Here is a 26,043-nt window from a genome sequence, read left to right on the forward strand (position 1 = left end):
GCCGGCACCTGCCTGCGGGAACGTGCGGCGGAAGAAATCCAAGCCGCCATGGCGCGACGGCGCCGGCATTCTCAGAGACTGCTGAGCAGCAGGCTCGTTTCGCTGTTGGCGACACCGTCGATCATCCGCACCTCGCGCAGAACGCGATCGAAGTCCGAAAGGCTGGTCGCCCGGATATTGGCCACCAGGTCCCAGTTTCCATTGGTCGTGTGCAGCGAATAGATTTCCGGCAGGCCGCGCAGCTTGCGGATGACCTGGGTCGTCGATTTTCCGACCACTTCGATCATCATGACGGCATGCACGGTCTGTTCGTCATAATCCTCGCGCACCCGCACGGTGAAACCCAGCAGCGTGCCGGTCTCGATCAACCGGTCCAGCCTGTTCTGCACCGTGCCCCGCGCAACGCCCAGCGCGTCCGACAGTTTGGAGAGCGAAGCGCGGCCATCGGCACGCAGATGGGCGATGATCCGCCGGTCGAGATCATCGGGGATATATTTGGCAAGTGCCATACCGCAATCCTGATTTTGTCTTTTTGGTCAAAATTTCTGGGCAATTTGTGCAAACTCATACCAAAACTGGCACAGTTTTGCGATTTCAGTCAATCGTTCCGCTTGATACCCTATGGGAAATAATCTCATCGAGGATAAGAGAATGCCCGCACCGCTCCCATCGGAAAGAGCCTTCATCCCCTTCGTCAGCGTCGAGAACATGATGCGCCTCGTGCATCACGTCGGCATCGAAACCGTGCTGGTCGAACTCACGGACGCCGTCGAAGCGGACTTCCGTCGCTGGGACCTTTTCGACAAGACTCCCCGCGTCGCCTCCCATTCGCATGACGGCGTCATCGAATTGATGCCGACCTCGGACGGAGCGGTCTACAGCTTCAAATATGTGAACGGCCATCCAAAGAACATGGCTCAGGGGTTGCAGACCGTGACCGCTTTCGGCCTGCTTGCGGAAGTGTCGACCGGCTATCCCGTGCTGCTGACCGAAATGACGCTGCTGACGGCGCTGCGCACGGCGGCAACCTCGGCCATGGCCGCAAGACATCTCGCGCCGCCGAAATCCCGCCGCCTCACCCTGATCGGCAATGGCGCACAGGCGGAATTCCAGGCGCTGGCGATGAAGGCGGTCCTGGGAATCGAGGAAGTCCGCCTTTACGACATCGATCCGAAGGCGACTGAAAAGACGGTGCGCAATCTCACCGGGAAGGGCTTGCGCCTCGTGCCTTGCACTTCGGCCCAGGCCGCCATCGAAGGCGCCGACATCATCACCACCTGCACCGCCGACAAGCAATACGCCACCATCCTGACCGACAACATGGTCGGCGCCGGCGTCCACATCAACGCCATCGGCGGCGATTGCCCCGGCAAGACGGAACTCCATCGCGACATCCTTCTGCGCTCCGACACCTTCGTCGAATATCCGCCGCAGACGCGTGTGGAAGGCGAGATCCAGCAAATGGACCCGGACTATCCCGTCACCGAACTGTGGCAGGTCATAAACGGCCGGGCCAAGGGCCGCAGCAGCGAAAGGCAGATTACCCTGTTCGACAGCGTCGGTTTCGCGATCGAGGACTTTTCGGCCCTGCGCTACGTCCGCGAGAAGCTGGCGGGCACGGATTACTTCCAGAAGCTCGACATCATCGCCGATCCGGACGACCCGCGCGACCTGTTCGGCATGCTGCAGCGCGCGGCTTGAGCGGCGACACGGCGGCCGTGTTCGCGACCCGACCGTCCGCCACCTGACTCTATCCGTATCTGCGCGATCGGAACGTCCTGGCCGGCATCGGCCAGGACGATAGAGCAATCCCGGGAAAAGTTTACAACAATTTTCCGGCCGGAGTTGCGTCAAACCAAAGAGAGAATGGCTCCGCAAGTCCATGAAGCTGGACCGGGCCAGCGATCTCTCCGTTCATAAGCGCCAGACGGCGCATCATATCAGTTGCATGATGCGCCGATATTTCCGATTGCCGGTCTTGGCTTCGCATTTGCCGGCCATGCTCATTCGAAGTGGCGGCGCCGAGCCTCATTCCTCAAGGCAAAATTCGAACTTGCCGGGCAGCAGAAATCACCTTCGGCAGCCGGGGGATGCGTTCGCAACAGGGCGGCCCGTGTCCTGTTGCGGCGTCCGTGAAATCCTTGCCGCAAAAATCGCTTATATACGTTGAAATCAACGAATATTCCTCCTGCACTTTGCCCGGGGGAATATGCTATGAGTCCTCGCGAACATGAGCGGATCAGGCATCCCGTGCGGACTGCCATCGCTCAAGAGAGGATACTGTCCTGAACATCGTGCCTGAACTGACAAGTCAACCCAATGAGATGGCAGCGCTCATATCTGGCTTCGATTGGGCGTCGACCCGACTTGGCCCGAGATCGGCCTGGCCCGCCTGCCTTACGACTGCCGTCGACATCATGCTATCTGCACGAGCCCAGATCGTCATGTTCTGGGGCGAGGATTTCGTTGCTCTCTATAACGACGCCTATGCGCCCACCATCGGCGACAAGCACCCGCGAGCACTGGGACGTCCGGCAAAGGAAAATTGGACGGAGCTCTGGAGCGATCTGGAGCCGCTTCTGCGCTCGGTCCTGCAAGACGGAAGTACGATTTCCGCCAAGGATCGCCCTTTCTATATCGAGCGCCACGGCTACCCGGAAACGGCCTATTTCGACATCTCCTACTCGCCCGTTCGCGATGGCGACGGCAGGGCGCTCGGTGTCTTCTGCATCGTCAACGAAACGACGGAGCGCGTCCGGGCCGACCAGGCTTTGCGCGAGAGCGAAGAGCGGTTTCGCGGCGTCATATCGCAATCGGCAACGGGCATCGTCCAATGCGAGCTCGATGGCCGCTTCGTCCTGGTGAACGGGCGCTTCTGCGAGATCGTCGGCTATTCGGAAAACGAGCTTCTCGGCATGCGGATGCAGGACATCACCTACCCGGACGACCTGCACGAGAACATGCGGCTGTTCGAGACGATGATGGCGACCGGCGAAAGCTTCGAAATCGAAAAGCGCTACGTCCGCAAGGACGGCAGCCTCGTCTGGGTGGCCAATACCGTTTCCGGCCTGCGGGACGCTTCGGGACGCATCCAGCGGGTCTCCGGCGTCGTCATCGATATCAACGAGCGCAAGCGCGCCCAGGAAGTCGAACGGCGCCTGGCCGCGATCATCGCCTCGTCGGACGACGCCATCCTCAGCACCGACCTCAACATGGTAATCACCAGCTGGAACACCGGCGCCGAAAGGCTCTACGGCCAATCGGCCGAGGAGGCGATCGGCCAGTCGGTCATGATGCTCGTTCCCGATGACCGGAGCGAAGAAGAGCCGGCAATCCTCGCCCAGATCCGCGCAGGCCACAAAGTCGAGCCTTACGAAACCAAGCGACGCTGCAAATCCGGCGAACTGGTCGACGTTCTGCTCAGCGTTTCCCCGATCTTCGACGCCTATGGCCGGATCGTAGGCGCATCGAAGATCGCCCACGACATCAGCGCGAAAAAGGAGGCCGAGAGGCTTCAGACGGTGCTTGTCGGCGAACTCAACCATCGCGTCAAGAACGTGCTTGCGACGGTCATGGCCATTGCGCGCCAGACGCTCGGGCGCAGCGATGCCGACAAAACCTCGGTCGAAACCTTCGAGGCGAGGCTGTCTTCGATGGCCCGCGCCCATGATCTGCTGATCCATGGCAACTGGGAGCAGGCCGAGCTGACGGCCGTCATCGCCCAGGCGTTGTCACCCTATCCGAAGGACAGATTCGAGGTTTCCGGCCCGGCGATCAAGCTTGCGCCGAGGGCCGTCGTCTCCATATCGCTTGCGCTGCATGAGCTCGCCACGAACGCCGCGAAATACGGCGCGCTTTCGGTGCCGGATGGCCGTGTCGCCATTACCTGGCTCTTGGAAACCGGCAAGACGGACCTGCTCAAGCTGCGCTGGCAGGAATCGGGCGGGCCGACGGTGAAACAGCCGACGCACAAGGGTTTCGGTTCCCGGTTGATCGGAAGCCTGCTGGCCGCCGAATTGAATGGCGATGTCCATATCAGCTACGAGCCGGGCGGCCTGATATGCGAGGTGCAGGCCGCGGCCGGCATCGGCTGGGATCAGGCTCGCGACGTGGCGGAATGATATCCACTCAGCGCGAGCTTTTCGGCCGTGTCGCAAGCACGTTGCGGATCGAAAAGCTCGAATGGATTCGCAGCACACCCGGCATGGTCGAAAGAATATCCTTGTGGATGCGCTCGAAATCGCCCGGATTGGCGACCTCCACGCGCAACAGATAATCGGAGCCACCCGTCATCAGAAAGCACTCCTTGATCTCCGGGTGCTTGCGCACCGCCGCCTCGAAACGATCGAGGTGGTCCTCCGTCTGCCGCTCGAGCGTGATGTTGATGATGACGGCAATCGCGGTTTCGGCCTGGGACGTGTCCACCAAGGCGGTGTAGCCGCGGATAACGCCTGCTTGCTCCATCAATTTGATACGCCGCAGACAGGCGGATGGCGACAGCCCCACTTCGCTTGCCAGCTTCGCATTGCTGACGCGGGCATCGAGACGAAGCAGGCGAAGGATATTACGGTCGATCGCATCCAGAGCGGCCATGTGGATTCTTTCAAAAATTCGCAGATCGTTTCAATATCAATTCAATAACACAATAATCAATCACTATTTGACCGGCAATTCTACGATCATTTCAATAATCTGCTCCCAGAAAAACGAGGGTGGATATGGACGGCGGCATAGTGGATTCCCGGGGGCCGAAACTGGCGGTCGATACCGGGGCTAGCGGTTATCTGACGATCGATCTGGCAGCCCTGTGCCGGAATTATGAAAAGCTGTCCGCCATGGTTGCGCCCGCGCGCGCAGCCGCCGTGGTGAAGGCCGACTCCTATGGGCTCGGCGCAAATCAGGTCTCAAAGGCGCTCTATGCGCGTGGCTGCCGGCATTTCTTCGTGGCTCACTTCATGGAGGCGCTGCGGCTGCGCCCGCAACTGCCGGGCAACGCGACAATCTTCGTGCTGAACGGCCTGCTGCCCGGCAATGAAGCCGCCTGCGCCGAAGGCGGCATCGTGCCCGTCATCAATTCGCTCGATCAGTTGCGGCAATGGTCCGACATCGCGCAATCCCTCCCGCGCAGGCTTTCCGCGGTTCTGCAGTTCGACACCGGCATGTCGCGGCTCGGCATACCGCCGGAAGACAGGGGCTCCGTCGCGGCTCACCTGCAAACATCGGACGCTATCGATATCCTGTTCATCATGAGCCATCTCGCCTCGGCGGACGACGTCGACAGCGCACAGAATGCCGACCAGCTTGCGGAAATGCATCGCATCGCGGCGGAATTCCCGGATTACGATATCTCGTTTGCGAACTCCGGCGGCATCTTCCTCGGCGGGGACTTTCATGGCGCACTGGCCCGGCCGGGAATTGCCCTTTACGGCGGCGCTCCGACGAATGGTGTCGCCAATCCCATGGAAGCGGTCGTTCGGCTCGATGTCGCGGTGGTACAGACCCGAACCGTTCCGGCTGGCGCGCGCGTCGGCTATAGCGGCGTACATGTGACGAAAGCCCCGACCCGACTTGCCACGATCGCCGCCGGCTATGCCGACGGCCTGCCGCGCAGCCTCAGCGATCGCGGCGCAGTCTACTATGACGGCGTGCGTCTGCCGATCGTCGGCCGCGTATCGATGGACAGCATCACAATCGATATCAGCGCCCTGCCCGAAGGCACCCTGTCTTTCGGAAGCATGGTCGAGGTTCTGGGGCATCACCAGACCCTGGAAGATCTTGCCCGGGATGCCGGCTTGATTTCCTATGAGATCCTGACCAGTCTCGGCCACCGCTACAACAGGCAATATCGCTGAACTTCCCAATGCTCAATTCTCTGAGGACATCATGAAAGTCGTCGTACTGGGTGCCGGCATCGTCGGTGTGACATCCGCCTATCAGCTTGCCAGGGCGGGGCACGAAGTCACGGTCATCGACCGGCAGCAGGGGCCGGCGCTGGAAACGAGCTTTGCCAATGCGGGCGAAGTTTCCTTCGGCTATTGCTCGCCCTGGGCAGCGCCCGGCATCCCCGCAAAAGCGATGAAGTGGCTGTTCATGAAACATGCGCCGCTCATCCTGCGGCCCAAGGTCGACGGCGCGATGCTTTCCTGGCTGGTCAAGATGCTGTCCAACTGCACGTCGGAACGCTATGCGATCAACAAGAGCCGGATGCTGCGCCTGGCCGACTATAGCCGCATCTCGCTCGCCCAGGTTCGCGAGGAGACGGGCATCGCCTATGACGAGCGCATGCAGGGTACGCTGCAGCTCTTCCGCACGCAGCAGCAGCTCGACGCCTCGGCAAAGGACGTCAAGGCGCTCGCGGCCGACGGCATTCCCTATGAAGTGCTCGATCGCGATGGATGCATCCGCGTCGAGCCGGCGCTCCGGCATGTCCGGGAGAAGGTCGTCGGCGGCCTGCTGACCCCGAAGGACGAAACGGGCGATTGCTTCAAGTTTACCAATGCGCTTGCCGCAAAGGCAGTCGAGCTCGGCGTCCGGTTCCAGTACGACACGACGATCAACGGGCTCGACGTTCAGGGCGGCCAGACACGCGGCGTCGTGACCAATCGCGGGCGTATGGATGCCGATGCGGTCGTCGTTGCGCTCGGCAGCTATTCGCCACTGCTGCTGAAGCCGCTCGGCATCAGCCTGTCCGTCTATCCGGTCAAGGGTTACTCGCTGACGATTCCGATCACCGATGCATCGCGCTCGCCGGAATCGACCGTGATGGACGAAACCTACAAGATCGCCATCACGCGCCTTGGCGATCGCATCCGCGTCGGCGGCATGGCTGAAATATCCGGCTATACGAACGATCTCGGCCTCGCCCGGCGGCAGACGCTCGAGCATTCCGTCACCGATCTCTTCCCCGGCGGCGATGTCGCCAAGGCGTCCTTCTGGTCAGGCCTGAGGCCGATGACGCCGGACGGCACGCCGGTCATCGGGCCGACGAAGATCAAAGGGCTTTACCTCAACACCGGCCACGGCACGCTCGGATGGACCATGAGCTCCGGCTCGGCGCGCGTCATCAGCGATCTCGTCAGCGGCCGCAAGCCCGATATCGACGCAACCGATCTCGCCATCAGCCGCTACGCCTGACGAGCAGGCTTCGCACCAGCATTCAAGAAATCGGCGGGCTGATTTGCCCGCCGATTTCGTTCAATGCCTGGGGATGCGTGGCAGGAAGATCGTAAACAAACCGAGCAGCGGCAGGTACGAGCAGATCGTGTAGACGAAGGGGATGCCGCGCGCATCTGCGAAGTCACCGAGCCAGGCCGCGCCAAGTCCGCCCGCGCCGAAGGCGAAGCCAAAGAAGATGCCGCCGATCAGCCCGACGCGGCCGGGGATCAGCTCCTGCGCAAAGACCACGATCGCCGGAAAGGCCGAGGCGAGCACGAGGCCGATGATGACCGTCAGGACGCAGGTCCAGAACAAGTTCGCATAGGGCATCAGCAGCGCGAAGGGGATGACGCCGAGGATCGAAAACCAGATCACGAAGCGCGCACCGAAACGGTCGCCCACCGGGCCACCCATGATAGTCCCGACCGCGACCGACCCCAGGAACAGAAACAGCATCAGCTGCGCGTCCCGGACGTCGAGATGGAACTTGTCGATGACGTAGAAGGTGAAATAGCTCGATATGCTCGCCATGTAGACGTTCTTCGTCGCCGTCAGCAGGATGAGGATGGCAAGCGCCCACATCGCCTTGTTGCGGGCGATCGGCAGCGTGCGGCTCGGTGCGGGCCGCGCCGACTGCTGGCGGCGATGGTTGATGAACCAGTTGCCGACCCAGCTGAGAACAATGAACCCGATAACGGCAAGCACGGAAAGCCAGGCCACGCTCTTCTGGCCATGCTGCAGGACAAAGAACGCGGCAATCAGCGGCCCGATTGCCGAACCGGCATTGCCGCCAAGCTGGAAGAGCGATTGCGCCAGGCCGTGGCGCCCGCCAGACGCCAGGCGGGCCACGCGCGAAGCCTCGGGATGGAAGACGGCCGAACCGAAGCCGATCAGGCTTGCGGCGATCAGCAGCATGCTGAAACTGCCGGCATAGCCGAGCAACAGCAGGCCGGAAAACGTGCTGACCATGCCGACCGGCAGCGAATAAGGCATCGGCCATTTGTCGGTGACGATGCCGACCACCGGCTGCAGCAGCGATGCGGTGATCTGGAACATCATCGTCAACAGGCCGATCTGCACGAAGTCGAGCGCATAATTCTCTCTGAACATCGGGTAGAGCGACGTCAGCAGCGATTGCATCGTATCGTTCAGCAGATGGCAGGTGCTGACCGCCATGACGATCGACATCGTCGTCTTTTCATATCGGGCCGGCGTACCAGGAAATGCCGCAACCATGGATGAATCCTTCCAGCGTCGGCGACATCCGCCGACTGTATTGTTTGATCCGCCTTTTACACGGCTTGCGGATGACCTTCTTTCGTGTTTTGGTCCAGTAGTTTCGCGATTGGGCCAAAATGGAAAAGCTATCGAAACAGTTGCTGGCAACCCTCGACGACGACCATGTCCAGAATATCCGCTGGATGGAGGAATCGCCCGCCGATGTGCTCGTCCACAGTGCCGAGCCGCCGCAGGGCTACACCGTTCCGTGGCATCATCATCGCCGCACGCAATTGCTTTGCATCTTCGCCGGCGTCGCCCTGATCATGACCGCGCGCGGCCGCTGGATGGTGCCGCCCGGTCACGCCCTCTTCATCCCCGTCGGAATGGAGCACTCGATCGAGATCCTGAGCGACGTCAGCATGAAATCGGTCTATGTGACGCCGCGCAGCCAGCCGCCGAAGGACGAAGCCCCGCGCGTCGTCGAGGTGACGGATCTCGCCCGCAGCCTGCTGCTGGAGGCCGTTCGGCTGAGGGAGGCGCCGGTCAGCCATCGAAAGGCCAAGCTGGTCCTGTCCCTGCTCGTCGAGGAGATCGCGACGCTGCCGGAACGTCCGCTCGGCCTGCCCTTTCCCTCCGACCGCCGATTGACCGCGCTCTGCCGCGAATATCTCGCCAATCCGTCACCCAATGCCAGACTGGACGATTGGGCCGAAAGACTTGCCATGAGCCGCCGCACCTTTACTCGGCAGTTTCGCAAGGAAACCGGCATCAGCTTCACGACCTGGCGCCAGCAGGCCAGCGTCTTTGCCTGCCTGCCGCAGCTTGCGGGCGGCCAGCCTGTCACCAATGTCGCGCTCGAAGCCGGCTATGAGAGCGTGGCGGCGTTCACCACCATGTTCCGACGCATGCTCGGCACCTCGCCGCGCACCTACATGGCCAATCGCTGGACCTTCGAACGGCAACCGGCTTGAATCCTTCCCCTTGAAATGATCCGACGCTTCCGGCAAACAGCGCTGGAGCGGCTCAGCCTTTCACGGAATCTCTGAGCCGCTCTATCTCTTTGTTTCCTCGCAATTCCGGATGGAAAACCGCTGTGCACTTTCCCTGGAATTGCTCGACGCGCGAGGGCAAGCATATGCGGCACATTCACATCGTCGGTATCGGCACGGGAAATCCCGAGCATCTGACCGTGCAGGCGATCAACGCGCTGAATGCAGCCGATGTCATCCTCATTCCCAGCAAGGGCGCAGCCAAGAGCGAGCTTGCCGATGTCCGGCGGGAAATCTGCGAGCGTTATATCACCAGCACGACCACGCGCTTCGTGGATTATGACGTGCCCCAGCGCCAGACGGCGCAGCGCGGCTATGTACAGGGCGTCGATGAATGGCATGAGGCGATTTCCGCGACCTATGAGCGGCTGTTTCTGGAACATCTGGCAGAAGGCGAAAGCGCGGCCTTTCTCGTCTGGGGCGATCCCGGGCTCTACGACAGCACCTTGCGCATCATCGAGCGCGTCGTCGCGCGCGGCAATGTCGGCCTCGATTACAGCGTCGTTCCCGGCATCACCAGCATCCAGGCGCTGACGGCGAGCCATCGCATTCCCCTCAACCTCGTCGGCAAGCCGGTGCAGATCACCACCGGCCGGCGACTGGCCGAAAGCTTTCCCGGCATTGCCGAAACGGCCGTGGTCATGCTCGACGGCGAGCAGGCTTTCAGCAAGATCGACGATCCCGATGCCTATATCTACTGGGGAGCCTATCTCGGCACCGGGGACGAGATCACCATCGCGGGAAGGCTGGCCGACGTTTCCGGGCGCATCGTCGCGACGCGCGCCGAAGCCCGCGCCCGGCATGGGTGGATCATGGATATCTACCTGCTGCGCAAGGGGCGCGATTTCGACGACCGCGAATGAACGCTGCGACGCCAAATCGTTTGCCGCCGGATCGGGTTTATGCAAGGAAATGTCCCTTATGAAGGGCAGTCTTATGGTTGCGGTCGACAAACGGACGATAGAAGGACCAGGGTGTTTCTCGCAGGAGGAAGGCGGCGGCCATGGCGTTGCAGCGCCCTCGCCCTCCATGGTTCGCGGTGCATGCCCCTCGCTCAGCGCGCCGATGCAAACGGGCGACGGCCTGCTCGTACGGCTGCGGCCATCGACACCGGGATTGACCGTCTCCCAATTTCGCGCGCTGGCCGAAGCCGCCGGCAAGCACGGTAACAGCCTCATCGAAATCACCGCCCGGGGCAATTTTCAGCTGCGCGGCATGACGGCGCAAAGCATGGCCGGACTGGCCGCCGATATCGATCGGGCGGGAATCGTGCCGGAAAGCGGCGTCGCCATCGAAGTTCCGCCGCTTGACGGTGTCGACCCATCGCAGATCGCCGACGCGCGGGCTTTGGCCGACCGCCTGCGGCGTGCGATCGATGCATTGGACCCCAAGCCGCGTCTGGCGGCCAAGCTTGCCATTATCGTCGATGGCGGCGGTCAGCTCACTCTCGATGAACTTTCGGCGGATATCCGCCTGAAGGCCATCCGTTCCAGCGACGACACAGGGCTGTGGGCGCTTGCGATCGCCGGAACGGACGCAACGGCCACACCTCTTGCCGCATTGCCTGGGGGACAGGTCGTCGCCGGCGTCGTCACACTGCTGAAAGCGCTGGCCGAAATCGGACCCCGCGCCCGCGGCCGCGATCTGGACGCCGCATCTCTGCGCGCCCGGTTTCCAGCCCTGCCGAACCATGCGCGTAGCGCAATCGGCCCCGCGGTCTCCCCCGTCGGCCTCATTCGGCTCGGCGATCGGCGTTGCGTCGTCGGGCTGCGCCCATCCTTCGGCCAGATCCACGCCCGGGACCTCATCCGCTTTCTTGCCTTGGCGGAAGCCGCAGGCGTGAGTGAAATCCGCACGGGACCGGAACACAGCCTCCTGCTGCTCGGGCTGCCGCGCGAGCGTATCGAAAGCATTCTGGCTGCCGCGGCGGCTTGCGGCTTTCAGACGCGTGCCGACGATCCAGCGAATTATGCAATCCCCTGCGCCGGCGCCGGCGCATGTGCCTCCGCCCACTACGCCACGCGACAGGCCGCCGCCGATCTCCTCGAGGTCGGCAGCGGTCTGCTCGACGGCTCGCTCCGGGTGCATCTGTCGGGCTGCATAAAGGGATGCGCCCATCCGTCTGCGGCGATGCTTACCATCGTCGGGGCTGCAACGGGCTATGCTATTGTCGTAAATGGGTCATCATCGAGCGAACCCGTGGCTTACATCGGCAAGGAAAAACTGAAATCGGCGCTCTCGCGGCTCGGTGAACTGCTACGAAACAACAAAGCTGCTGGCGAATCGGCCCGGCAGTGTCTTAAACGGCTCGGCCGGGACGCAATCGCGACGGCTTTACGACAGGGATAAAAATGCCTGACTATGACTATATCCGCGAAGGGGATGCGATCTACGAACGCTCCTTCGCGATCATCCGCAGCGAAGCCGACCTGTCGCGTTTTCCCGAAGCCGAGGCCGATATTGCAGTCCGCATGATCCATGCCTGCGGGCAGGTGGAAGCGGCACAGCATTTCATGTTCTCCCCCGATTTCGTCGCATCGGCCCGCAAGGCACTCTCCGGCGGCGCGCCGATTTTCTGCGATGCGGAGATGGTGGCCCGTGGCGTGACTCGCGCCCGCCTGCCGGCGGCAAACGACGTCATCTGCACGCTGCAGGACCCGCGCACGGCGGACATCGCCAGGACCATCGGCAACACGCGCTCGGCAGCGGCCATGCATCTGTGGGCCGAGCGCCTTGCCGGCGCGGTCGTCGCCATCGGCAACGCGCCGACTGCCCTTTTTCATCTTCTGGAAATGTTGCGCGACGGCGCTCCGAAGCCCGCCGCCATCATCGGCATGCCTGTCGGCTTCGTCGGCGCGGCCGAATCGAAGGATGCCCTTGCGGAAAATTCCTACGGTGTGCCCTTTGCCCTCGTGCGCGGCCGGCTCGGCGGCAGCGCCATGACAGCAGCCGCCCTCAACGCTCTTGCGAGGCCGGGCCTATGAGTGTGCCTTCAAGCGGAAGCCTGATCGGCGTCGGCACCGGTCCCGGCGATCCGGAATTGCTGACGGTCAAGGCCGTCAAGGCTCTCGAGCGCGCCGATGTCGTCGCCTACTTCGCCAAGCAGGGTCGAAGCGGCAACGGACGGGCCATCGTGGGCGACCTGCTGAAAGCGGACGTAACGCTGCTGCCGCTCTACTATCCCGTTACGACGGAGGTCGACAAGGACGCACCGGACTATATCAGCCAGATCACGGCCTTCTACGACGTGTCGGCCGAGATGGTGGCGGCACATCTGCGCGAAGGAAAAACGGTTGCGGTGCTCAGCGAAGGCGATCCGCTGTTTTACGGCTCCTACATGCATCTGCATGTGCGGCTTGCCGACCGCTTCCCGACCGAGGTCATACCGGGCGTGACCGCGATGTCCGGCTGCTGGTCTCTCGCCGGATTGCCGATGGTGCAGGGAGACGATGTCCTCTCCGTGCTGCCGGGAACGATGGCGGAAGCCGAGCTCGTGCGCCGTCTCGGCGACACGCAGGCCGCCGTCATCATGAAGGTCGGCCGCAACCTGCCGAAGATCCGCCGTGCGCTGGATGCTGCCGGTCGGCTGAACGAAGCCATCTATGTCGAGCGCGGCACAATGGCGAACGGGGCGATGACGCCGCTTGCAAGCCGCGACGATACCGAGGCGCCCTATTTCTCGCTCGTTCTGGTTCCGGGTTGGGAAAACAGGCCATGAGCGGGCGTCTCTATGTCATCGGCACCGGCCCCGGCAATCCCGCGCAGACAACGCCGGAGGCGCTGAGCGCGGTTGCGGACGCTCAAGAATTCTATGGCTACGGCCCTTATCTCGACCGCTTGACGCTGCGCGGCGACCAGATCCGTCATGTCTCCGACAATCGCGAGGAGCTGGACCGCGCCAAGGTAGCCCTGCAAAGGGCGGCAGCCGGCGTCAATGTCTGCGTCGTTTCCGGCGGCGATCCCGGCGTCTTCGCCATGGCGGCGGCCGTCTGCGAGGCGATCGATCATGGCCCTGCGGAATGGCGCGCGGTGGATCTCGTCGTCGTGCCGGGCATCACCGCCATGCTTGCCGTGGCGGCACGAATCGGCGCCCCTCTCGGGCACGATTTCTGCGCGATCTCGCTGTCGGACAATCTGAAGCCATGGCCGCTCATCGAACGCCGCCTTCGCGCCGTTGCCGAGGCCGGCCTTGTGATCGCGCTCTACAATCCGATCAGCAAGGCGCGGCCGTGGCAGCTCGGCAAGGCTTTCGAGATCGTGCGGGCCATATTGCCTGCGGATACGCCGGTCATCTTCGGCCGGGCCGCCGGCCGGCCGGACGAACGCATGACGGTTGCACGGCTTGCGGATGCGCAGGCCGCGCAGGCGGATATGGCAACCTGCGTCATCATCGGCTCGGCCGAGACGCGCGTCATCGCCCGCGAAGGTCGGCCCGATCTGGTCTACACGCCGCGTTTCATCCGGGAAGAGACGAAATGATCGATCTGACCGAGCGCCGCTTCGACTGTTTCGACCACCGGCAAGCCGGCTGTCTCCGCGCGCTCGACCATGATTATCCTGATGCCGAGACGCCTCGCCGCCTCGATTTTCGCATAGGTCGCATCGCCACCGCTGTTCTTGGCGACGACCACGTCGATCGCATGCCTCTTCAACAGATCCAGCTCGTCCTCCAGCCGGAACGGTCCCCTGCCGTGGATGTAGTCGACATGCGGGGCCGTGAGCGGCGGCTCGACGGGATCGACGCTGCGGACCCAGTAATGGTGATGCGGCGCCGCGTTCGCCTGATGCGCCTCCTGCCGGCCGGTCGCAAGGAAGACGCGCAATGGCGCGTTGCCAAGCGCGGTCACGGCCTGAGAAACGCTATGCACCGAGAGCCAGTCATCTCCTTCGACCGGCGCCCAGGCCGGGCGGCGCAGCGCAAAGGCCGGCACATCGCATTCACCGGCGGCCCGGGCCGCATTGGCGGAAATGCGAGCCGCGAAGGGATGGGTGGCGTCGACCACCAGATCGACGGCTTCGTCGCGAAGATAGCGGGCAAGCCCCTCGGCGCCTCCGAAGCCGCCGCTGCGTGTCGGAACGGGCTGCGGCGCCGGATCGGCGGTCCTGCCGGCAAGCGACAGGACAACGTCGAGATCGACGCGCCGGGCAAGGGCTGCCGCCAGCGCGCGGGCCTCCGTCGTGCCGCCCAGGATCAGAATGCGGACCTTTCCCATGGCTGAGATACCTTCCGTTCAACCTTGGCTCACTCTTATCGGCATCGGCGAAGACGGTCCAGCCGGCATCGGCGACACGGCCAGACAGCTGATCGCCTCGGCCCCGGTCGTCTTCGGCGGCGCACGCCATATCGAACTGATGAGCGCCGTCATCACCGGCGAGACACATCAATGGCTCTCGCCATTCGAACGATCCGTCGAGGCGGTCCTTGAGCGGCGCGGCCGGCCGACGGTGGTCCTCGCCTCCGGCGATCCGTTCTTCTACGGTGTCGGCGCGACGCTTTCGCGACGCATTCCGGCCACGGAAATGACCGTTATCCCGGCGCCCTCCTCCTTCAGCCTTGCCGCATCCCGCCTGGGCTGGCCTTTGCAGGAGACGACGGTCCTGTCGCTCCACGGACGGCCCATCGATCTCATCCGTCCGCATCTGCATCCCGGCCGCAAGATCCTGGCGCTGACCTCCGACGGCAAGGGGCCTGCCGAACTGGCCGCCCTGCTGCGAAACACGGGCTTCGGTCAATCCGAACTGACGGTGCTGGAAGCGCTTGGCGGTCCGCAGGAGAAAGTCTCCCGGCAAAACGCGGCCGAGTTCGCTCTTTCCGGCGTCAACGATCTGAACGTCTGCGGCATCGAGGTCAAAGCCGAAGCCGGCGCGCGGGTTTTGCCGCTGAGCGCGGGCCTGGCCGACGACCTCTTCGAGCATGACGGCCAGATCACCAAGCGGGAAATCCGTGCGATGACGCTATCGGCACTCTCGCCGCGCCACGGTGAACTGCTCTGGGATATCGGCGCCGGCTCCGGTTCGATCGGCATCGAGTGGATGCTGGCCGATCCCTCGCTTCGCGCCATCGCCATCGAGGCTTCGGTCGAGCGCGCAGCGCGAATCCGCAGCAACGCAGCGAATTTCGGGGTCCCGGCCCTGACCATCGTCGAGGGAGAGGCGCCGAATGCCCTGGCAGGGCTGCCGACGCCGGATGCGGTCTTCATCGGCGGCGGCGGCAGCGATGCCGGTGTGCTCGATGCCGCCATCGGCCGATTGAAAAGCGGCGGCAGGCTGGTTGCCAATGCCGTCACGACGGAAATGGAAGCCCTTCTGCTTGCCGAACAGGCACGCAGGGGCGGCTCGCTGATCCGCATCGATATCGCGCGCGCCGCGCCCGTCGGACGCATGACCGGCTGGCGGCCGGCCATGCCCGTGACGCAATGGTGCTGGATCAAGCCATAATCAGGAATGAGGTAGAGCGATGACAGTGCATTTCATTGGCGCAGGCCCCGGTGCGGCCGACCTGATCACGGTGCGCGGCCGCGACCTGATCGGCAAATGCCCGGTCTGCCTCTATGCCGGATCGATCGTTTCGCCGGAATTGCTGCAATATTGCCCGCCCGGCGCCCGCATCATCGACACGGCGCCGATGTCGCTGGACGAGATAGAGGCGGAATATCTGAAAGCGGCAGAAGCCGGCGAGGATGTCGCGCGCCTGCATTCCGGCGACCTCTCCGTCTGGAGCGCGGTCGCCGAGCAGATCCGCAGGCTTGAGAAGCATGGCATAAGCTACACCCTGACCCCCGGCGTTCCCGCTTTCGCGGCCGCGGCCTCAGCGCTCGGCCGTGAACTGACCATCCCGGCCGTCGCCCAGAGCCTGGTCCTGACGCGGGTTTCCGGCCGTGCCTCGCCGATGCCGAACAACGAGACGCTGGAAAAATTCGGCGCGACCGGCGCGACGCTGGCCATCCATCTGGCAATCCACGCACTCAAAGAGGTGGTCGAGGAACTGACACCGCTTTATGGCGGCGATTGCCCGGTTGCGATCGTCGTCAAGGCATCCTGGCCGGATGAGCGGATCGTCCGGGGCACGCTCGCCACGATCGAGGCGAAAGTGGCGGCCGAACCGATCGAACGCACCGCGCTGATCTTCGTCGGTCCATCGCTTGCCGCCAGCGATTTCCGCGAAAGCTCGCTCTACGACCCCACCTATCAGCGCCGGTTCCGCGGCCGTCAATAACGCCTGATACCGTTGCAAATCGCGCTGAAATTTCCTCTAGTCAGCGCGGCAGGCCACGAGCGCAACAGAGGATCAGGAAATGCAGCGCATTACCATCACCATCGATGACGATCTTCTGGAAACGATCGACACGATCAGCGCGCAACGCGGCTATGCCAGCCGCTCGGAAACCTTGCGCGATCTCGTTCGCGATGCCGTGACCCGCGCGCAGCCGGCTATCGGCGGCGAAGCCAGATGCTACGCGGCGCTCACCTATGTCTATGAACACGAAACCCGCGACCTGTCGCGGCGGTTGACGACCGCGCAGCACGACCACCACGATCTTTCAGTCTCGACGCTGCATGTTCATATCGATGGGCACGATTGCCTCGAAGTCTCCGTGCTGAAGGGCAAGGCGGACGAGATCAAGACGTTTGCCGACAGTGTCGTGACGCAACGCGGCGTGCGCTTCGGGAACCTGCACATCATCCCATCGGACCATGGCACGGATCATCCCGAAACGCATTCGCACGATTGAGCTGGCGGGCAAGTTGCCCGCGGACTACCGAATCGATCAGAGCTGAGCCGCAATATAGGCCATGCTCTCCCCGAGGGCCGCAACCGGCTCCTTCAAGGCATGCACCGCCGGGGCAAACGGCTCGAAGGATGCTGGGCCGACATAGCCGGCAGCGATCAACGCCCGCAATTGGCCGACATTGTCGAGACGATCCCCGGCGTCGACGAGAACGCGATGAGGATCGCGCATGTCGGCAACGGAGACATCGGCATCGCTGACGCCTGAAATATGCACGAGGCCGGTCAGGTCGGGGAAGATCGCGGACTCGCCGGCGAGATGATGATGGAAGGTATCATGCACCAGGCAGAACGTGGTTTTTGCCCCGAGTTCCTCGATCGCGGCCGCCGCTTCGCTCTTCAGGCGCAGAGAGCAGATCTCGAAGCCGAGCGGCTCCACCAGTCCCACGATACCGGCGGCTTCCAGCATCGGCTTCAGGGCCGAGAGCGCCTTGCGGAGATTGGCGCGGCGCACCTCCGGCTCACGGCCGCTGCCGTCGTTGACGGGAACCAGCACGAGCGCCCTCGCCCCGCAATCGCGCGCATAATTGATCAGTTCGGCAGCCTCGCGGGCGCGATCGTCATTCCATTCGTTGAAGCGCTGCAGCGCGTTGATCGAGATGATCGTCAGCCCATGGCGCGCAGCAAGCTCCTTGACGGCGGCGGCCGGCGTGCCGTCCAGGATCGCGTTTCCGGCGAGATCGTTGCGGATTTCCACGCTGTCTATTCCGAGCTCCCTTGCCGAGGCGAAAAACGATTCCAGGCTCATGGATGGCGCGCACATATGATTGAGCGCGAAACGAATGGAACTCATGATGGCACTCCTCCTCAAGGCGTCCGGCCGCAAAAGACATCTCGATCCGCCGCGCCTGCTTCGCGAAGGACTAGCGAGATTCATGGCCTAGTTCCATCGGCCCTAGCCATCATTCCTGATAGATTTATCCCAACCATGATGGAATTCCATCATGGTTGCTAGATATTTTCAGAAAGGAAGATGTCGAACGGCAGGAAGCTCTGGCCGGGTACCGCGGCCTCGCCATTCTCGATCGCCGCAATCATGAGGCCCATCAACTCCTTGCAGAGCGCCGGCAACGGCGTGCCGATCGCCATGGCGACGACATCGTCGGCGAGCGCCGCCTTCGATTCCGGCGTCAGTTCGTTGACGACTGCGATCAGCTTGCCGGACAACCGCTCCTCGCGGATGGCCGAAATGGCGCCCTCCATGCCGCCGCCGCAGACATAAAAGCCGATGAGATCCGGGTGCTTCTGCAGAAGATCGAGCGTCGCCTCATGCGTGATTTCCGGTGTGTCGAGATTGATGAGCGTATCCAGCACCTCGAATTCCGGCGCATTCTCGCGAAAATAGGAGCGAAAGCCGATCTCGCGCAGTTCATGACCAAGGAAGCGATGGCTGCCGACGAAGCAGGCGACCTTGCCGGGACGACGCGCCGAGCGCGCAATGACCCAGGCCGCCGTGCGCCCGACTTTCCGGTTGTCGACGCCGATATAGCCGCGGCGGGCGGTGGTGGAGAAATCCGACAGCAGGGAAAAGACGGGAATGCCTTTTTCCTGCAACTCCTCGATCGCAGCCGTGACGGCCGGATAATCCGGTGCGACGAGCGCGACGGCCTGGCTGCGGGCAGCCATCGCCTTCAGCTTCTCGACAATCGCCGTCGGCGTCGATGCGGTGACGAAATCGACCTGCGCATTGATCCGCGCGGTCGTGACAGCCTGCGCCGCCACGGCAATCTCCCTGGCAAAGGCCTGATAGAAGGCCTGGACCGGTTTCTGCAATACGAAACCCAATCGATATTGCGGCAGGTCTTCGAAAACGCGCTGCCGCAGCAGACCGACGGCGTGATAGCCGATTTCCTGCGCCGCCTCATAGACGCGCCTTGCCGTCTCCTCCCGGACACGATGGCGGCCGTTCAGCACGCGATCGATCGTGGCGACGCTGACGCCGGATGCCTTGGCAAGATCGGATATGGTAGGGCGACGCATGGCTGCTCCTGAGATATGTCATCATTAATGACATCAGAATTTGATAGGTTTTGATAGATTCCATCATTCCCGCATTGAGGCAAGCGAAAAGTCGATCTATCGTTTCCGGTATTGAGGCGAGGCGCTGTCGCGCATCGTGGGAGGCAGGGATGACGACGACAATCAAGCGCGATTACGATCTGCTCGGCGCAAGCGGCAGGCTGGCCGTGGAAACCGGGCTGGCGGCCGCCGAATGGTATCACACGGATGTTCCGCGCAAGGAGATGAAGGCGCTGATGCAGCGCTCGGATGCGCCGGCGATCCGCGACACCATCGTCTGGCTCGGCAGCATGGCGATCCTTGCCGGGCTGGGCGTCTATTTCTGGGGGTCGTGGATCTGCCTGCCCTTCTTCCTGGCCTATGGCGTGCTCTACGGTTCGGCCTCGGACAGCCGCTGGCACGAATGCGGTCACGGGACGGCGTTCAAGACGCGCTGGATGAACGATGCGGTCTACCAGATCGCGTGTTTCATGATCATGCGCAATCCGGTCACCTGGCGCTGGAGCCATGCGCGCCACCACACCGATACCGTCATTGTCGGCCGCGACCCGGAGATCGCCGTCATGCGGCCGCCGGATCTTTTGCGCTTGGTCCTGAATTTCTTCGGCATTCTCGATGCCTGGTATGCAATCGTCGACATGCTGCGCAACGCCGCCGGCGTCATCAGCGCCGCGGAAAAGAGCTTCATCCCGGAAATGGAGCAGCCAAAGGTCATTCGCATCGCCCGCATCTGGCTTGCCATCTATATCGTGACCATTGCCGCGGCGGTCGCCATGGGCTCGATCCTGCCCCTGATGCTGATCGGGCTTCCCCGGCTCTACGGCGCCTGGCACCACGTCCTGACCGGCCTGCTGCAGCATGGCGGCCTCGCCGACAACGTCATCGACCACCGGCTGAACAGCCGCACCGTGATGATGAACCCCATCAGCCGCTTCATCTACTGGAACATGAACTACCATGTCGAGCACCACATGTTCCCGATGGTGCCGTATCATGCGCTGCCGAGGCTGCATGCGATGATCAAGCACGATCTGCCGGCCGCCAATCCATCCATGTGGTCCGGCTATCGCGAGATGATACCGGCGTTCCTGCGGCAATTGCGCAATGAAGATTATTTCCTGAAACGCGAACTGCCGCCGACTGCCCGGCCCTACCGGGAAGAGTTCCACAGCGATCTGCCGGCCGCGGCCGCTCAATAAAATCAAGCTTGCAAGGGAGGAAAATATGAGCAACTGGATCGAAGTCTGCGCCGCCGATGCGATCGATGAAGAGGATGTCATCCGTTTCGATCATGACGGCCGAACCTTCGCGGTCTATCGCAGCCCCGAAGACGACTACTTCGCCACCGACGGCCTGTGCACGCACGAGAAGATTCATCTCGCCGACGGCCTCGTCATGGACAACATCATCGAATGTCCCAAGCACAATGGCCGCTTCGACTATCGCACCGGCGAAGCCAAGGGCGCGCCGGTCTGCGTCAATCTTCAGACCTATCCGGTCAAGATCGAGAACGGCACCGTCTTCATCGGGCTTTGAGGAGGCAATCGTGGCTCATTTCGTCATCGTCGGAGCCGGAGAATGCGGTGCGCGTGCCGCCTTTTCCCTGCGTGAAAAGGGATTTGAAGGCGAAATCACTTTGATCGGCACCGAGCCGCTCGCGCCGTATGAGCGTCCGCCCCTTTCGAAAGGCGGAGCGAACGAGGCGCCGGAGCCGAAATTCATCGCCGCATTGGAGCGTTACCGGGAACAATCGATCGAGCTGAAGCTCGATACGACGGTGACGGCGATCGATCCCGCCGCCCGGGCGATCAGGCTCGCGGACGGACAAACGCTCTCCTGCGACAAGCTTTTGCTCGCGACCGGAGCCTCGGCACGCGGCTTTCCCGGTGTCGGCGCATCCGGGCGTATCCGTGTGCTGCGCACGCATGCGGATGCGACGGCTTTGCATGCCGCCCTGCGCGCCGGACAGCGCATCGCCATCATCGGCGGCGGCTTCATCGGCCTGGAGCTGGCGGCAACGGCTCGCATGCGCGGCGCCGACGTCATCCTCATCGAAGGCCTGCCGCGGGTGTTGAAGCGCGGCGTGCCGGAGGAAATCGCCGAGGCCGTGACGCTCCGTCATCGTCAGGAAGGCGTGGATCTTCGGTGCGGCCGGACGATCGAATCCGTGGAGGAACGGGCCGACAAGGCGATCATTCGCCTGGCCGGCGGCGACGTGATTTCCGCCGATCTGCTGATCGTCGGCATCGGCGCCTTGCCCAATGTCGCCCTTGCCGCGGAAGCGGGCCTTGCGATCGATAACGGCATTGCCGTCAACGAACGGCTGGAGACCTCTGTTTCCGGCATCTATGCGGCGGGCGATTGCTGCTCCTTTCCGCTGGCACTTTACGGCGGGCGGCGCGTTCGCCTGGAATCTTGGCGCAATGCGCAGGAGCAGGCAAATCTGGCTGCCGCCAACATGCTGGGAGAAGGCGAGGAAATATCCGCCGTTCCATGGTTCTGGTCCGACCAATATGATCTGACATTGCAGATCGCCGGCCTGGCCGACGATGCGGTCACTCATATACGGCGCGACCTTGACGACGGGGCGTTCATCCTCTTCCACCTCGACACGGATGGACGGCTGCTTGCCGCCAGCGGCATCGGCCGCGGCAATGCCATCGCACGCGACATCCGTCTTGCCGAAATGCTGATCGCTGCCCGCGCCCATCCGGATCGGACCGCACTGGCGGCAAGCTCCGTCAAGCTGAAATCCCTGCTCGCCGCATAAGATCGCTCCCAGGCCTTGACGACGGACGCTGAAGCATAAATGTCTTCCTGTAACCGCAAACGGGGGACGCAATGAAGATACTCGGCATATCAGGCAGCCTGCGCAAAGGCTCTTTCAACACCGCCCTGCTTCACGCCGCAGCCGAATTGGCACCGAGCGGCGTCGAGCTGATCGCACGCACCGTCCATGGCGTGCCGCTCTACGACGCCGACCTCGAGGCTGCAGAGGGAATTCCGGAAAAAGTACGTGAGCTCAAGGATTTGGCCATCGCGGCCGATGGCCTGATCCTGTTTACGCCGGAATACAACAATTCGCTTCCCGGCGTGTTCAAGAACGCCATCGACTGGATGAGCCGTCCCTCCTCCGACATCGCCCAGGTGTTCGGCGGAAAACCGATCGCCGTTCTCGGGGCCTCGCCCGGCAATTTCGGCACCATCCTCAGCCAGAACGCCTGGCTGGCGGTGTTGCGCACGCTCGGCACCGATCCCTGGTTCGGCGGCCGGCTGATGGTGTCGCGCGCCGGCAGCGTCTTCGATGAAGGCGGCCGGATCGTCGATGAAAAAGTGAAACACAATCTCGCTGCTTTCATCGAAGGCTTCAGCGCCTTCGTCTCGGACCGCAAAAAGGGCTGAGACGCCGTATCGCGCCGGGCTGCAAGGCCAATATGAAGCCTATGATTGAACCGGCGAATAGCCTAATGTGACTGCGGCGCCGGGTCCCCGACGCCTCCGGGGCCGCGCACGTTCTTCCTTCGAAAATCATGAAATCCAATAGTATCGGTTACGTCTTCACGCTGTTGGCCATCACCATATTCGCCATACAGGACGGCATTTCCAAGCACCTCGTCAGCGCCTATCCGCCGCTTCTGGTGGCGATGATCCGCTATTGGGCCTTCATGCTGTTCGCCGTCGCGATGGCCTCGCGCGCGCCGGGCGGATTGCGACGCAATGCCAGAACCAGGCGCCCCGTCCTGCAGGTCGCCCGCGGACTGCTGCTGGCGGCGCAGATCGTCGTCGCCATCTCGTCCTTCGTCATCGTCGGCCTGGCCCATTCGCAGGCAATTTTCTCATCCGGCCCGCTCATGGTGGCGCTACTTTCCATACCGATCCTCGGCGAGAAGGTCGGCTGGCGGCGATGGCTGGCGATCTGCTTCGGTTTCGTCGGCGTGCTGCTGATCCTCAAACCCGAAAGCGGCGTTTTCGATGCCCGCTTCCTGGTGCCGCTTTTCGGCGCGCTGCTGTTTTCGCTCTACGTCGTCCTGACCCGCTACGTCAGCCGCGAGGACGGCGCCATGACGAGCTTTTTCTATACGGGCGTGGTCGGCGCCGTCGCCATGAGCTGCATCGGCCCGTTCTTCTGGACGCAGCTTGCGCCGCATGACTGGATCTTCATGGGCATCCTCTGCCTGACGGGCGTTTCGAGCCACTATTTCCTCATCCGAGCCTACGACATGCTCGACGCGGTGGTCATCCAGCCCCTGACCTATTTGCAGCTCGTGTTCTCCGCCATTATCGGCGTCACCATATTCGGTGAAAATCTGAGCGCGCCCATGATCCTGGGCGCGCTTATCGTCGTCGCGGCGGGCATATTCACGATCTGGCGCGAACATGCTCTGGCAAGGGCAAGGCTCAAGGCCGGCAGGGCATAGGCAACTTATGCATCCACCTGGGCACGCGGCTGCGCCTCGGTGTAGTAGCTCACATATTTCTGGCGATAGCGCTCCGTCCCGCCGAAATCGCTGTAGCGCGGCAATTCCGACATGTCGGTCTTGTTGAGGATGACGCCGAGGATGCGCGAATTGATCTGCGGCTCCTGCTCCAGAACGTCACGCACCAGATTGGTGGGTGTCGCGCCCCACTCCGTGACGAGCAGGAAGGCATCGACCTGCGGCGCAAAGGCCTTCGCGTCGATGACCGGCCCCAAAGGCGCAAGATCGACGATGATGTAGTCGAACATCTTGCGCGCGTTTTCCATCAGCTGCTGCATGCCCTGCGAGGACAGAAGCTCGCTGGTGTGCAACAGCTGATCGCGCACGGCAACCGGCAGGATGGCGAGCTTGGTGCGCGGATCCACCTTCACGGCATTCGTCCATGGGACCTCGCCGAGCACAGCCTCGATCAGGCCGGCCTGCGGCGGCGTCTTCAGCGTCCGGCTGAGACCGGGATTGCGCAAGTCGGCGTCGATGAGCAGCGTACGCTTGCCGCTGCTGGCAAGCAAAGCGGCAAAGTTCGCGGCCGTCGTCGACTTGCCTTCGCCCGGCAGCGCGGAAACGACGCCGATCACGCGATCGGCACGACCCTGCAACATCACGTCGCTGGCAAGCTTGGCATTCCTCAAGGTCTCGGCGAAGATCGAACGCGGCGCTTCGACCGAAATGCGCATCATCCGTTCGAAGGCGACGCCGTTTTCGGTCTCTTCCGCCGTTACAGGCTCCGCTCCGGCATTCGCCTTGCGCGGCTTTTTCCTGGCCTTGCCCTGTTGACCGAGCAAAGGCAGATAACCGAGGAACTTCAGCCCGAGCGCCGAGCGCACATCGGCCTCGACGCGGAAAAAGCGATCGCGGAACTCCTGGAAGGCGGCCAGGCCGGCACCGGCCATCAGGCCGAGAATGACCGAAAGCGCCATCACGAGCGTCTTCTTCGGGCTCGACGGCGCCGTCGGCACGCCGGCAACCGAGATGACACGCGCCTTGGCGATCGGGAAGGAACGCTGCTGGGTGGCCTCTTCGAAGCGGCCGAGATAGGATTCGTAGAGCGTCTTCAGCGCGGTTGCCTTCTGGTTCAGCTCATTCAGGTGAACCAGCGACTTGTTGGCTTCGGAATTCTTGCCGACGACCTTCTCGATGCTTTCCCGCAGCGATTCCGCCCGCGATTGCGCAACGTCGAGCTCGTTCTTGTAGCTGGCGGTAAGCTGCTGAAGCTCCTGATAGATCTGCCGCGTGATATCCTGGCGTTCCGCACGAAGCGCCACGGCCTGCGGATGGTCGGCACCGAAGTTCTGCGTGACGTCCTGCTCACGCTTCTCGACGGCGAGATAGCGGGTCTTCAGATCCTGCAGCACCGAATTGTCGGTCTGGCTCGACGAGATGGTGGCGTTCTTGACCGCGTTGTCCGGGCCCTGGTCGATGATCGATTTATACTGGTTGTAGCGGGCGGAAGCGCTCGCCGTATCGGCCTGGGCGATGATCAGCTGTTTGTTCAGGTCGGAAATCTGCTGCTCCGACATCAGCTCGCCGCCGGTCGAGGTCAGCCCGTTGTCGGCCTTGTACTTCTCGACTTCGAGCGAGGCTTCCTGCGCACGCTGGCGCAGGTCGTTCAGACGTTCCTGCAGCCAGACGGAAGCGCGCTCGGTCGCATCGAAATTGGCGTTCAGCTGGTCGGTCAGATAAGCGTCGGCATAGGCGCGCGTGACCTTGGCGGCCAGCAGCTTGTCGGTTGAGCTGAAGGAAACCGCAACCACCGAGCTTCGCGTGACACGCTCGACCTTGAGGCCGTCCTGCAAGACGGCGGCCACCTTCTGGCGCTGCGCTTCACGCTGCTCTTCCGGCGTCATCGGCGGGCGACCCGGCGTAAAGACGCTGGCGATCAGGCCGACCCCGGACTTGAGCAGGGCCGCCGGCGATTGCGGCGGATTGAGCAGCACGGCATTATCGGCAAGGCCTGCCTGGTCGACGACACGCAAGGCCATCTCGTTCGATTTGAGGATTTCGACCGCGCTGGCGATTTCCATGTCCGCCTGCTGGCTGCTGGCCGCGGGCGGCTGATCCTCCGCATATTTCGTCATGCTTTCGTCGAGCAGGATCTGCGTCATGGACGTATAGCTCGACGTGGCGGTCAGCAGATAGGCGACAGCCAGAATGACGCAAGCAGCAACGGTGAGAATGATGGTGCGGATGCGACGGATCACGACGGCCATCAGCCGGTCGAGATCGATAAAGCTATCCTGCGCCTCCGCTTGCGGAAGAGCGCTCTGGAAAGTGAAATTCTTTTGATGCATGGCGACCACCTTGTCGGAGAAGCCTGAAGGAACAATAGCCATGG

At 62.8% G+C, this 26,043-nt stretch carries 25 protein-coding genes; 18 read left to right on the forward strand and 7 right to left on the reverse strand.

What is annotated here, in order from left to right:
- Window positions 1-71 precede the first annotated feature (71 nt).
- Window positions 72-509, reverse strand: coding sequence for an Lrp/AsnC family transcriptional regulator (locus ACJJVH_RS25580; protein ID WP_112798668.1), 438 nt, complete (start codon window positions 507-509; stop codon window positions 72-74).
- Window positions 510-651: 142 nt separating this feature from the next.
- Here ACJJVH_RS25580 and ACJJVH_RS25585 point away from each other — a divergent pair, with 142 nt between their 5' ends.
- Both ACJJVH_RS25585 and ACJJVH_RS25590 read left to right on the forward strand, forming a co-directional pair.
- A complete protein-coding gene (locus tag ACJJVH_RS25585; RefSeq protein ID WP_113393375.1) occupies window positions 652-1,701 on the forward strand; it encodes an ornithine cyclodeaminase in 1,050 nt (349 codons plus the stop codon).
- Between the two features lie 623 nt (window positions 1,702-2,324).
- Entirely contained in the window at window positions 2,325-4,121 is a 1,797-nt protein-coding gene (locus ACJJVH_RS25590) for a PAS domain S-box protein (protein WP_113434348.1), read from the forward strand.
- Window positions 4,122-4,128: 7 nt separating this feature from the next.
- Here ACJJVH_RS25590 and ACJJVH_RS25595 read toward each other — a convergent pair whose 3' ends face one another.
- The gene (locus ACJJVH_RS25595; RefSeq protein WP_112798673.1) at window positions 4,129-4,593 is read right to left on the reverse strand and encodes an Lrp/AsnC family transcriptional regulator; all 465 of its coding nucleotides are present in this window, start codon (window positions 4,591-4,593) and stop codon (window positions 4,129-4,131) included.
- 125 nt (window positions 4,594-4,718) lie between these two features.
- Between ACJJVH_RS25595 and alr the strand changes: the two genes are divergently transcribed.
- A complete protein-coding gene (gene alr / locus ACJJVH_RS25600) occupies window positions 4,719-5,852 on the forward strand; it encodes an alanine racemase (RefSeq protein WP_412065493.1) in 1,134 nt (377 codons plus the stop codon).
- 31 nt (window positions 5,853-5,883) lie between these two features.
- Complete coding sequence (locus ACJJVH_RS25605; protein ID WP_112798677.1) at window positions 5,884-7,134, forward strand: D-amino acid dehydrogenase; 1,251 nt, start codon at window positions 5,884-5,886, stop codon at window positions 7,132-7,134.
- A 60-nt stretch (window positions 7,135-7,194) separates the two neighbouring features.
- Here the strand turns inward: ACJJVH_RS25605 and ACJJVH_RS25610 are convergent, their stop codons facing one another.
- On the reverse strand, window positions 7,195-8,391 hold the full coding sequence (locus tag ACJJVH_RS25610; RefSeq protein ID WP_113357337.1) for an MFS transporter: 1,197 nt from the start codon (window positions 8,389-8,391) through the stop codon (window positions 7,195-7,197).
- A gap of 119 nt (window positions 8,392-8,510) precedes the next feature.
- On the opposite strand from ACJJVH_RS25610, the gene ACJJVH_RS25615 reads away from it, so the two are divergent.
- From ACJJVH_RS25615 to ACJJVH_RS25640, 6 genes are all read left to right on the forward strand, one after another.
- Entirely contained in the window at window positions 8,511-9,347 is an 837-nt protein-coding gene (locus tag ACJJVH_RS25615; protein WP_113370610.1) for an AraC family transcriptional regulator, read from the forward strand.
- Window positions 9,348-9,511: 164 nt separating this feature from the next.
- Window positions 9,512-10,288 carry a precorrin-6A synthase (deacetylating) gene (gene cobF, locus ACJJVH_RS25620; RefSeq protein ID WP_412066224.1) on the forward strand — a complete coding sequence of 259 codons (777 nt, stop codon included), beginning with the start codon at window positions 9,512-9,514 and terminating at the stop codon, window positions 10,286-10,288.
- A gap of 58 nt (window positions 10,289-10,346) precedes the next feature.
- Window positions 10,347-11,774 carry a precorrin-3B synthase gene (gene cobG / locus ACJJVH_RS25625; RefSeq protein WP_412065494.1) on the forward strand — a complete coding sequence of 476 codons (1,428 nt, stop codon included), beginning with the start codon at window positions 10,347-10,349 and terminating at the stop codon, window positions 11,772-11,774.
- A gap of 2 nt (window positions 11,775-11,776) precedes the next feature.
- On the forward strand, window positions 11,777-12,409 hold the full coding sequence (locus tag ACJJVH_RS25630; protein WP_113384093.1) for a precorrin-8X methylmutase: 633 nt from the start codon (window positions 11,777-11,779) through the stop codon (window positions 12,407-12,409).
- Window positions 12,406-13,143 (forward strand): precorrin-2 C(20)-methyltransferase, encoded by a 738-nt coding sequence (locus ACJJVH_RS25635; protein WP_113384094.1) that lies wholly within the window; start codon window positions 12,406-12,408, stop codon window positions 13,141-13,143. The genes ACJJVH_RS25630 and ACJJVH_RS25635 overlap by 4 nt, the downstream gene beginning before the upstream one ends.
- Window positions 13,140-13,904: a precorrin-3B C(17)-methyltransferase gene (locus tag ACJJVH_RS25640; RefSeq protein ID WP_113399941.1), complete on the forward strand. Its 765-nt coding sequence runs from the start codon at window positions 13,140-13,142 to the stop codon at window positions 13,902-13,904. The genes ACJJVH_RS25635 and ACJJVH_RS25640 overlap by 4 nt, the downstream gene beginning before the upstream one ends.
- Here ACJJVH_RS25640 and ACJJVH_RS25645 read toward each other — a convergent pair.
- Window positions 13,868-14,638 carry a cobalt-precorrin-6A reductase gene (locus tag ACJJVH_RS25645; RefSeq protein ID WP_412065495.1) on the reverse strand — a complete coding sequence of 257 codons (771 nt, stop codon included), beginning with the start codon at window positions 14,636-14,638 and terminating at the stop codon, window positions 13,868-13,870. The genes ACJJVH_RS25640 and ACJJVH_RS25645 overlap by 37 nt on opposite strands.
- Between ACJJVH_RS25645 and cbiE the strand changes: the two genes are divergently transcribed.
- The 3 genes from cbiE to nikR all read left to right on the forward strand — a co-directional run bounded on the left by cbiE (window position 14,637) and on the right by nikR (window position 17,158).
- Entirely contained in the window at window positions 14,637-15,863 is a 1,227-nt protein-coding gene (gene cbiE / locus ACJJVH_RS25650) for a precorrin-6y C5,15-methyltransferase (decarboxylating) subunit CbiE (protein ID WP_412065496.1), read from the forward strand. The genes ACJJVH_RS25645 and cbiE overlap by 2 nt on opposite strands.
- A gap of 19 nt (window positions 15,864-15,882) precedes the next feature.
- Window positions 15,883-16,641: a precorrin-4 C(11)-methyltransferase gene (gene cobM / locus ACJJVH_RS25655; protein ID WP_113370604.1), complete on the forward strand. Its 759-nt coding sequence runs from the start codon at window positions 15,883-15,885 to the stop codon at window positions 16,639-16,641.
- Window positions 16,642-16,720: 79 nt separating this feature from the next.
- A complete protein-coding gene (gene nikR / locus ACJJVH_RS25660) occupies window positions 16,721-17,158 on the forward strand; it encodes a nickel-responsive transcriptional regulator NikR (RefSeq protein WP_112798696.1) in 438 nt (145 codons plus the stop codon).
- Window positions 17,159-17,194: 36 nt separating this feature from the next.
- Here nikR and ACJJVH_RS25665 read toward each other — a convergent pair whose 3' ends face one another.
- Together ACJJVH_RS25665 and ACJJVH_RS25670 are read right to left on the reverse strand one after the other, a co-directional pair.
- Window positions 17,195-18,007 carry a TIM barrel protein gene (locus ACJJVH_RS25665; RefSeq protein ID WP_412065497.1) on the reverse strand — a complete coding sequence of 271 codons (813 nt, stop codon included), beginning with the start codon at window positions 18,005-18,007 and terminating at the stop codon, window positions 17,195-17,197.
- A 158-nt stretch (window positions 18,008-18,165) separates the two neighbouring features.
- Entirely contained in the window at window positions 18,166-19,194 is a 1,029-nt protein-coding gene (locus ACJJVH_RS25670) for a LacI family DNA-binding transcriptional regulator (RefSeq protein WP_112798700.1), read from the reverse strand.
- A 149-nt stretch (window positions 19,195-19,343) separates the two neighbouring features.
- Here ACJJVH_RS25670 and ACJJVH_RS25675 point away from each other — a divergent pair, with 149 nt between their 5' ends.
- The 5 genes from ACJJVH_RS25675 to ACJJVH_RS25695 all read left to right on the forward strand — a co-directional run bounded on the left by ACJJVH_RS25675 (window position 19,344) and on the right by ACJJVH_RS25695 (window position 23,651).
- Window positions 19,344-20,432 (forward strand): fatty acid desaturase family protein, encoded by a 1,089-nt coding sequence (locus tag ACJJVH_RS25675; RefSeq protein ID WP_113393365.1) that lies wholly within the window; start codon window positions 19,344-19,346, stop codon window positions 20,430-20,432.
- Window positions 20,433-20,457: 25 nt separating this feature from the next.
- Window positions 20,458-20,769 (forward strand): MocE family 2Fe-2S type ferredoxin, encoded by a 312-nt coding sequence (locus tag ACJJVH_RS25680; protein WP_112798704.1) that lies wholly within the window; start codon window positions 20,458-20,460, stop codon window positions 20,767-20,769.
- Between the two features lie 10 nt (window positions 20,770-20,779).
- Complete coding sequence (locus ACJJVH_RS25685) at window positions 20,780-22,003, forward strand: FAD-dependent oxidoreductase (RefSeq protein ID WP_113393364.1); 1,224 nt, start codon at window positions 20,780-20,782, stop codon at window positions 22,001-22,003.
- Between the two features lie 71 nt (window positions 22,004-22,074).
- On the forward strand, window positions 22,075-22,635 hold the full coding sequence (locus ACJJVH_RS25690) for an NADPH-dependent FMN reductase (RefSeq protein WP_412065498.1): 561 nt from the start codon (window positions 22,075-22,077) through the stop codon (window positions 22,633-22,635).
- Between the two features lie 128 nt (window positions 22,636-22,763).
- On the forward strand, window positions 22,764-23,651 hold the full coding sequence (locus tag ACJJVH_RS25695) for a DMT family transporter (RefSeq protein ID WP_112798709.1): 888 nt from the start codon (window positions 22,764-22,766) through the stop codon (window positions 23,649-23,651).
- A 5-nt stretch (window positions 23,652-23,656) separates the two neighbouring features.
- Here ACJJVH_RS25695 and ACJJVH_RS25700 read toward each other — a convergent pair whose 3' ends face one another.
- Window positions 23,657-25,999: a polysaccharide biosynthesis tyrosine autokinase gene (locus ACJJVH_RS25700; RefSeq protein ID WP_113357397.1), complete on the reverse strand. Its 2,343-nt coding sequence runs from the start codon at window positions 25,997-25,999 to the stop codon at window positions 23,657-23,659.
- Window positions 26,000-26,043: the final 44 nt, after the last annotated feature.

Origin of the sequence: Rhizobium sp. SYY.PMSO (assembly GCF_046840415.1) — a bacterium.
GTDB lineage: Bacteria > Pseudomonadota > Alphaproteobacteria > Rhizobiales > Rhizobiaceae > Rhizobium.

Coding starts and splice junctions, on each gene's coding strand:
- ACJJVH_RS25580 (WP_112798668.1), bottom strand. CDS start 509: ATGGCACTTGCCAAATATATCCCCGATGATCTCGACCGGCGGATCATC.
- ACJJVH_RS25585 (WP_113393375.1), top strand. CDS start 652: ATGCCCGCACCGCTCCCATCGGAAAGAGCCTTCATCCCCTTCGTCAGC.
- ACJJVH_RS25590 (WP_113434348.1), top strand. CDS start 2,325: ATGGCAGCGCTCATATCTGGCTTCGATTGGGCGTCGACCCGACTTGGC.
- ACJJVH_RS25595 (WP_112798673.1), bottom strand. CDS start 4,593: ATGGCCGCTCTGGATGCGATCGACCGTAATATCCTTCGCCTGCTTCGT.
- alr (WP_412065493.1), top strand. CDS start 4,719: ATGGACGGCGGCATAGTGGATTCCCGGGGGCCGAAACTGGCGGTCGAT.
- ACJJVH_RS25605 (WP_112798677.1), top strand. CDS start 5,884: ATGAAAGTCGTCGTACTGGGTGCCGGCATCGTCGGTGTGACATCCGCC.
- ACJJVH_RS25610 (WP_113357337.1), bottom strand. CDS start 8,391: ATGGTTGCGGCATTTCCTGGTACGCCGGCCCGATATGAAAAGACGACG.
- ACJJVH_RS25615 (WP_113370610.1), top strand. CDS start 8,511: ATGGAAAAGCTATCGAAACAGTTGCTGGCAACCCTCGACGACGACCAT.
- cobF (WP_412066224.1), top strand. CDS start 9,512: ATGCGGCACATTCACATCGTCGGTATCGGCACGGGAAATCCCGAGCAT.
- cobG (WP_412065494.1), top strand. CDS start 10,347: ATGAAGGGCAGTCTTATGGTTGCGGTCGACAAACGGACGATAGAAGGA.
- ACJJVH_RS25630 (WP_113384093.1), top strand. CDS start 11,777: ATGCCTGACTATGACTATATCCGCGAAGGGGATGCGATCTACGAACGC.
- ACJJVH_RS25635 (WP_113384094.1), top strand. CDS start 12,406: ATGAGTGTGCCTTCAAGCGGAAGCCTGATCGGCGTCGGCACCGGTCCC.
- ACJJVH_RS25640 (WP_113399941.1), top strand. CDS start 13,140: ATGAGCGGGCGTCTCTATGTCATCGGCACCGGCCCCGGCAATCCCGCG.
- cbiE (WP_412065496.1), top strand. CDS start 14,637: ATGGCTGAGATACCTTCCGTTCAACCTTGGCTCACTCTTATCGGCATC.
- ACJJVH_RS25645 (WP_412065495.1), bottom strand. CDS start 14,638: ATGGGAAAGGTCCGCATTCTGATCCTGGGCGGCACGACGGAGGCCCGC.
- cobM (WP_113370604.1), top strand. CDS start 15,883: ATGACAGTGCATTTCATTGGCGCAGGCCCCGGTGCGGCCGACCTGATC.
- nikR (WP_112798696.1), top strand. CDS start 16,721: ATGCAGCGCATTACCATCACCATCGATGACGATCTTCTGGAAACGATC.
- ACJJVH_RS25665 (WP_412065497.1), bottom strand. CDS start 18,007: ATGAGTTCCATTCGTTTCGCGCTCAATCATATGTGCGCGCCATCCATG.
- ACJJVH_RS25670 (WP_112798700.1), bottom strand. CDS start 19,194: ATGCGTCGCCCTACCATATCCGATCTTGCCAAGGCATCCGGCGTCAGC.
- ACJJVH_RS25675 (WP_113393365.1), top strand. CDS start 19,344: ATGACGACGACAATCAAGCGCGATTACGATCTGCTCGGCGCAAGCGGC.
- ACJJVH_RS25680 (WP_112798704.1), top strand. CDS start 20,458: ATGAGCAACTGGATCGAAGTCTGCGCCGCCGATGCGATCGATGAAGAG.
- ACJJVH_RS25690 (WP_412065498.1), top strand. CDS start 22,075: ATGAAGATACTCGGCATATCAGGCAGCCTGCGCAAAGGCTCTTTCAAC.
- ACJJVH_RS25695 (WP_112798709.1), top strand. CDS start 22,764: ATGAAATCCAATAGTATCGGTTACGTCTTCACGCTGTTGGCCATCACC.
- ACJJVH_RS25700 (WP_113357397.1), bottom strand. CDS start 25,999: ATGCATCAAAAGAATTTCACTTTCCAGAGCGCTCTTCCGCAAGCGGAG.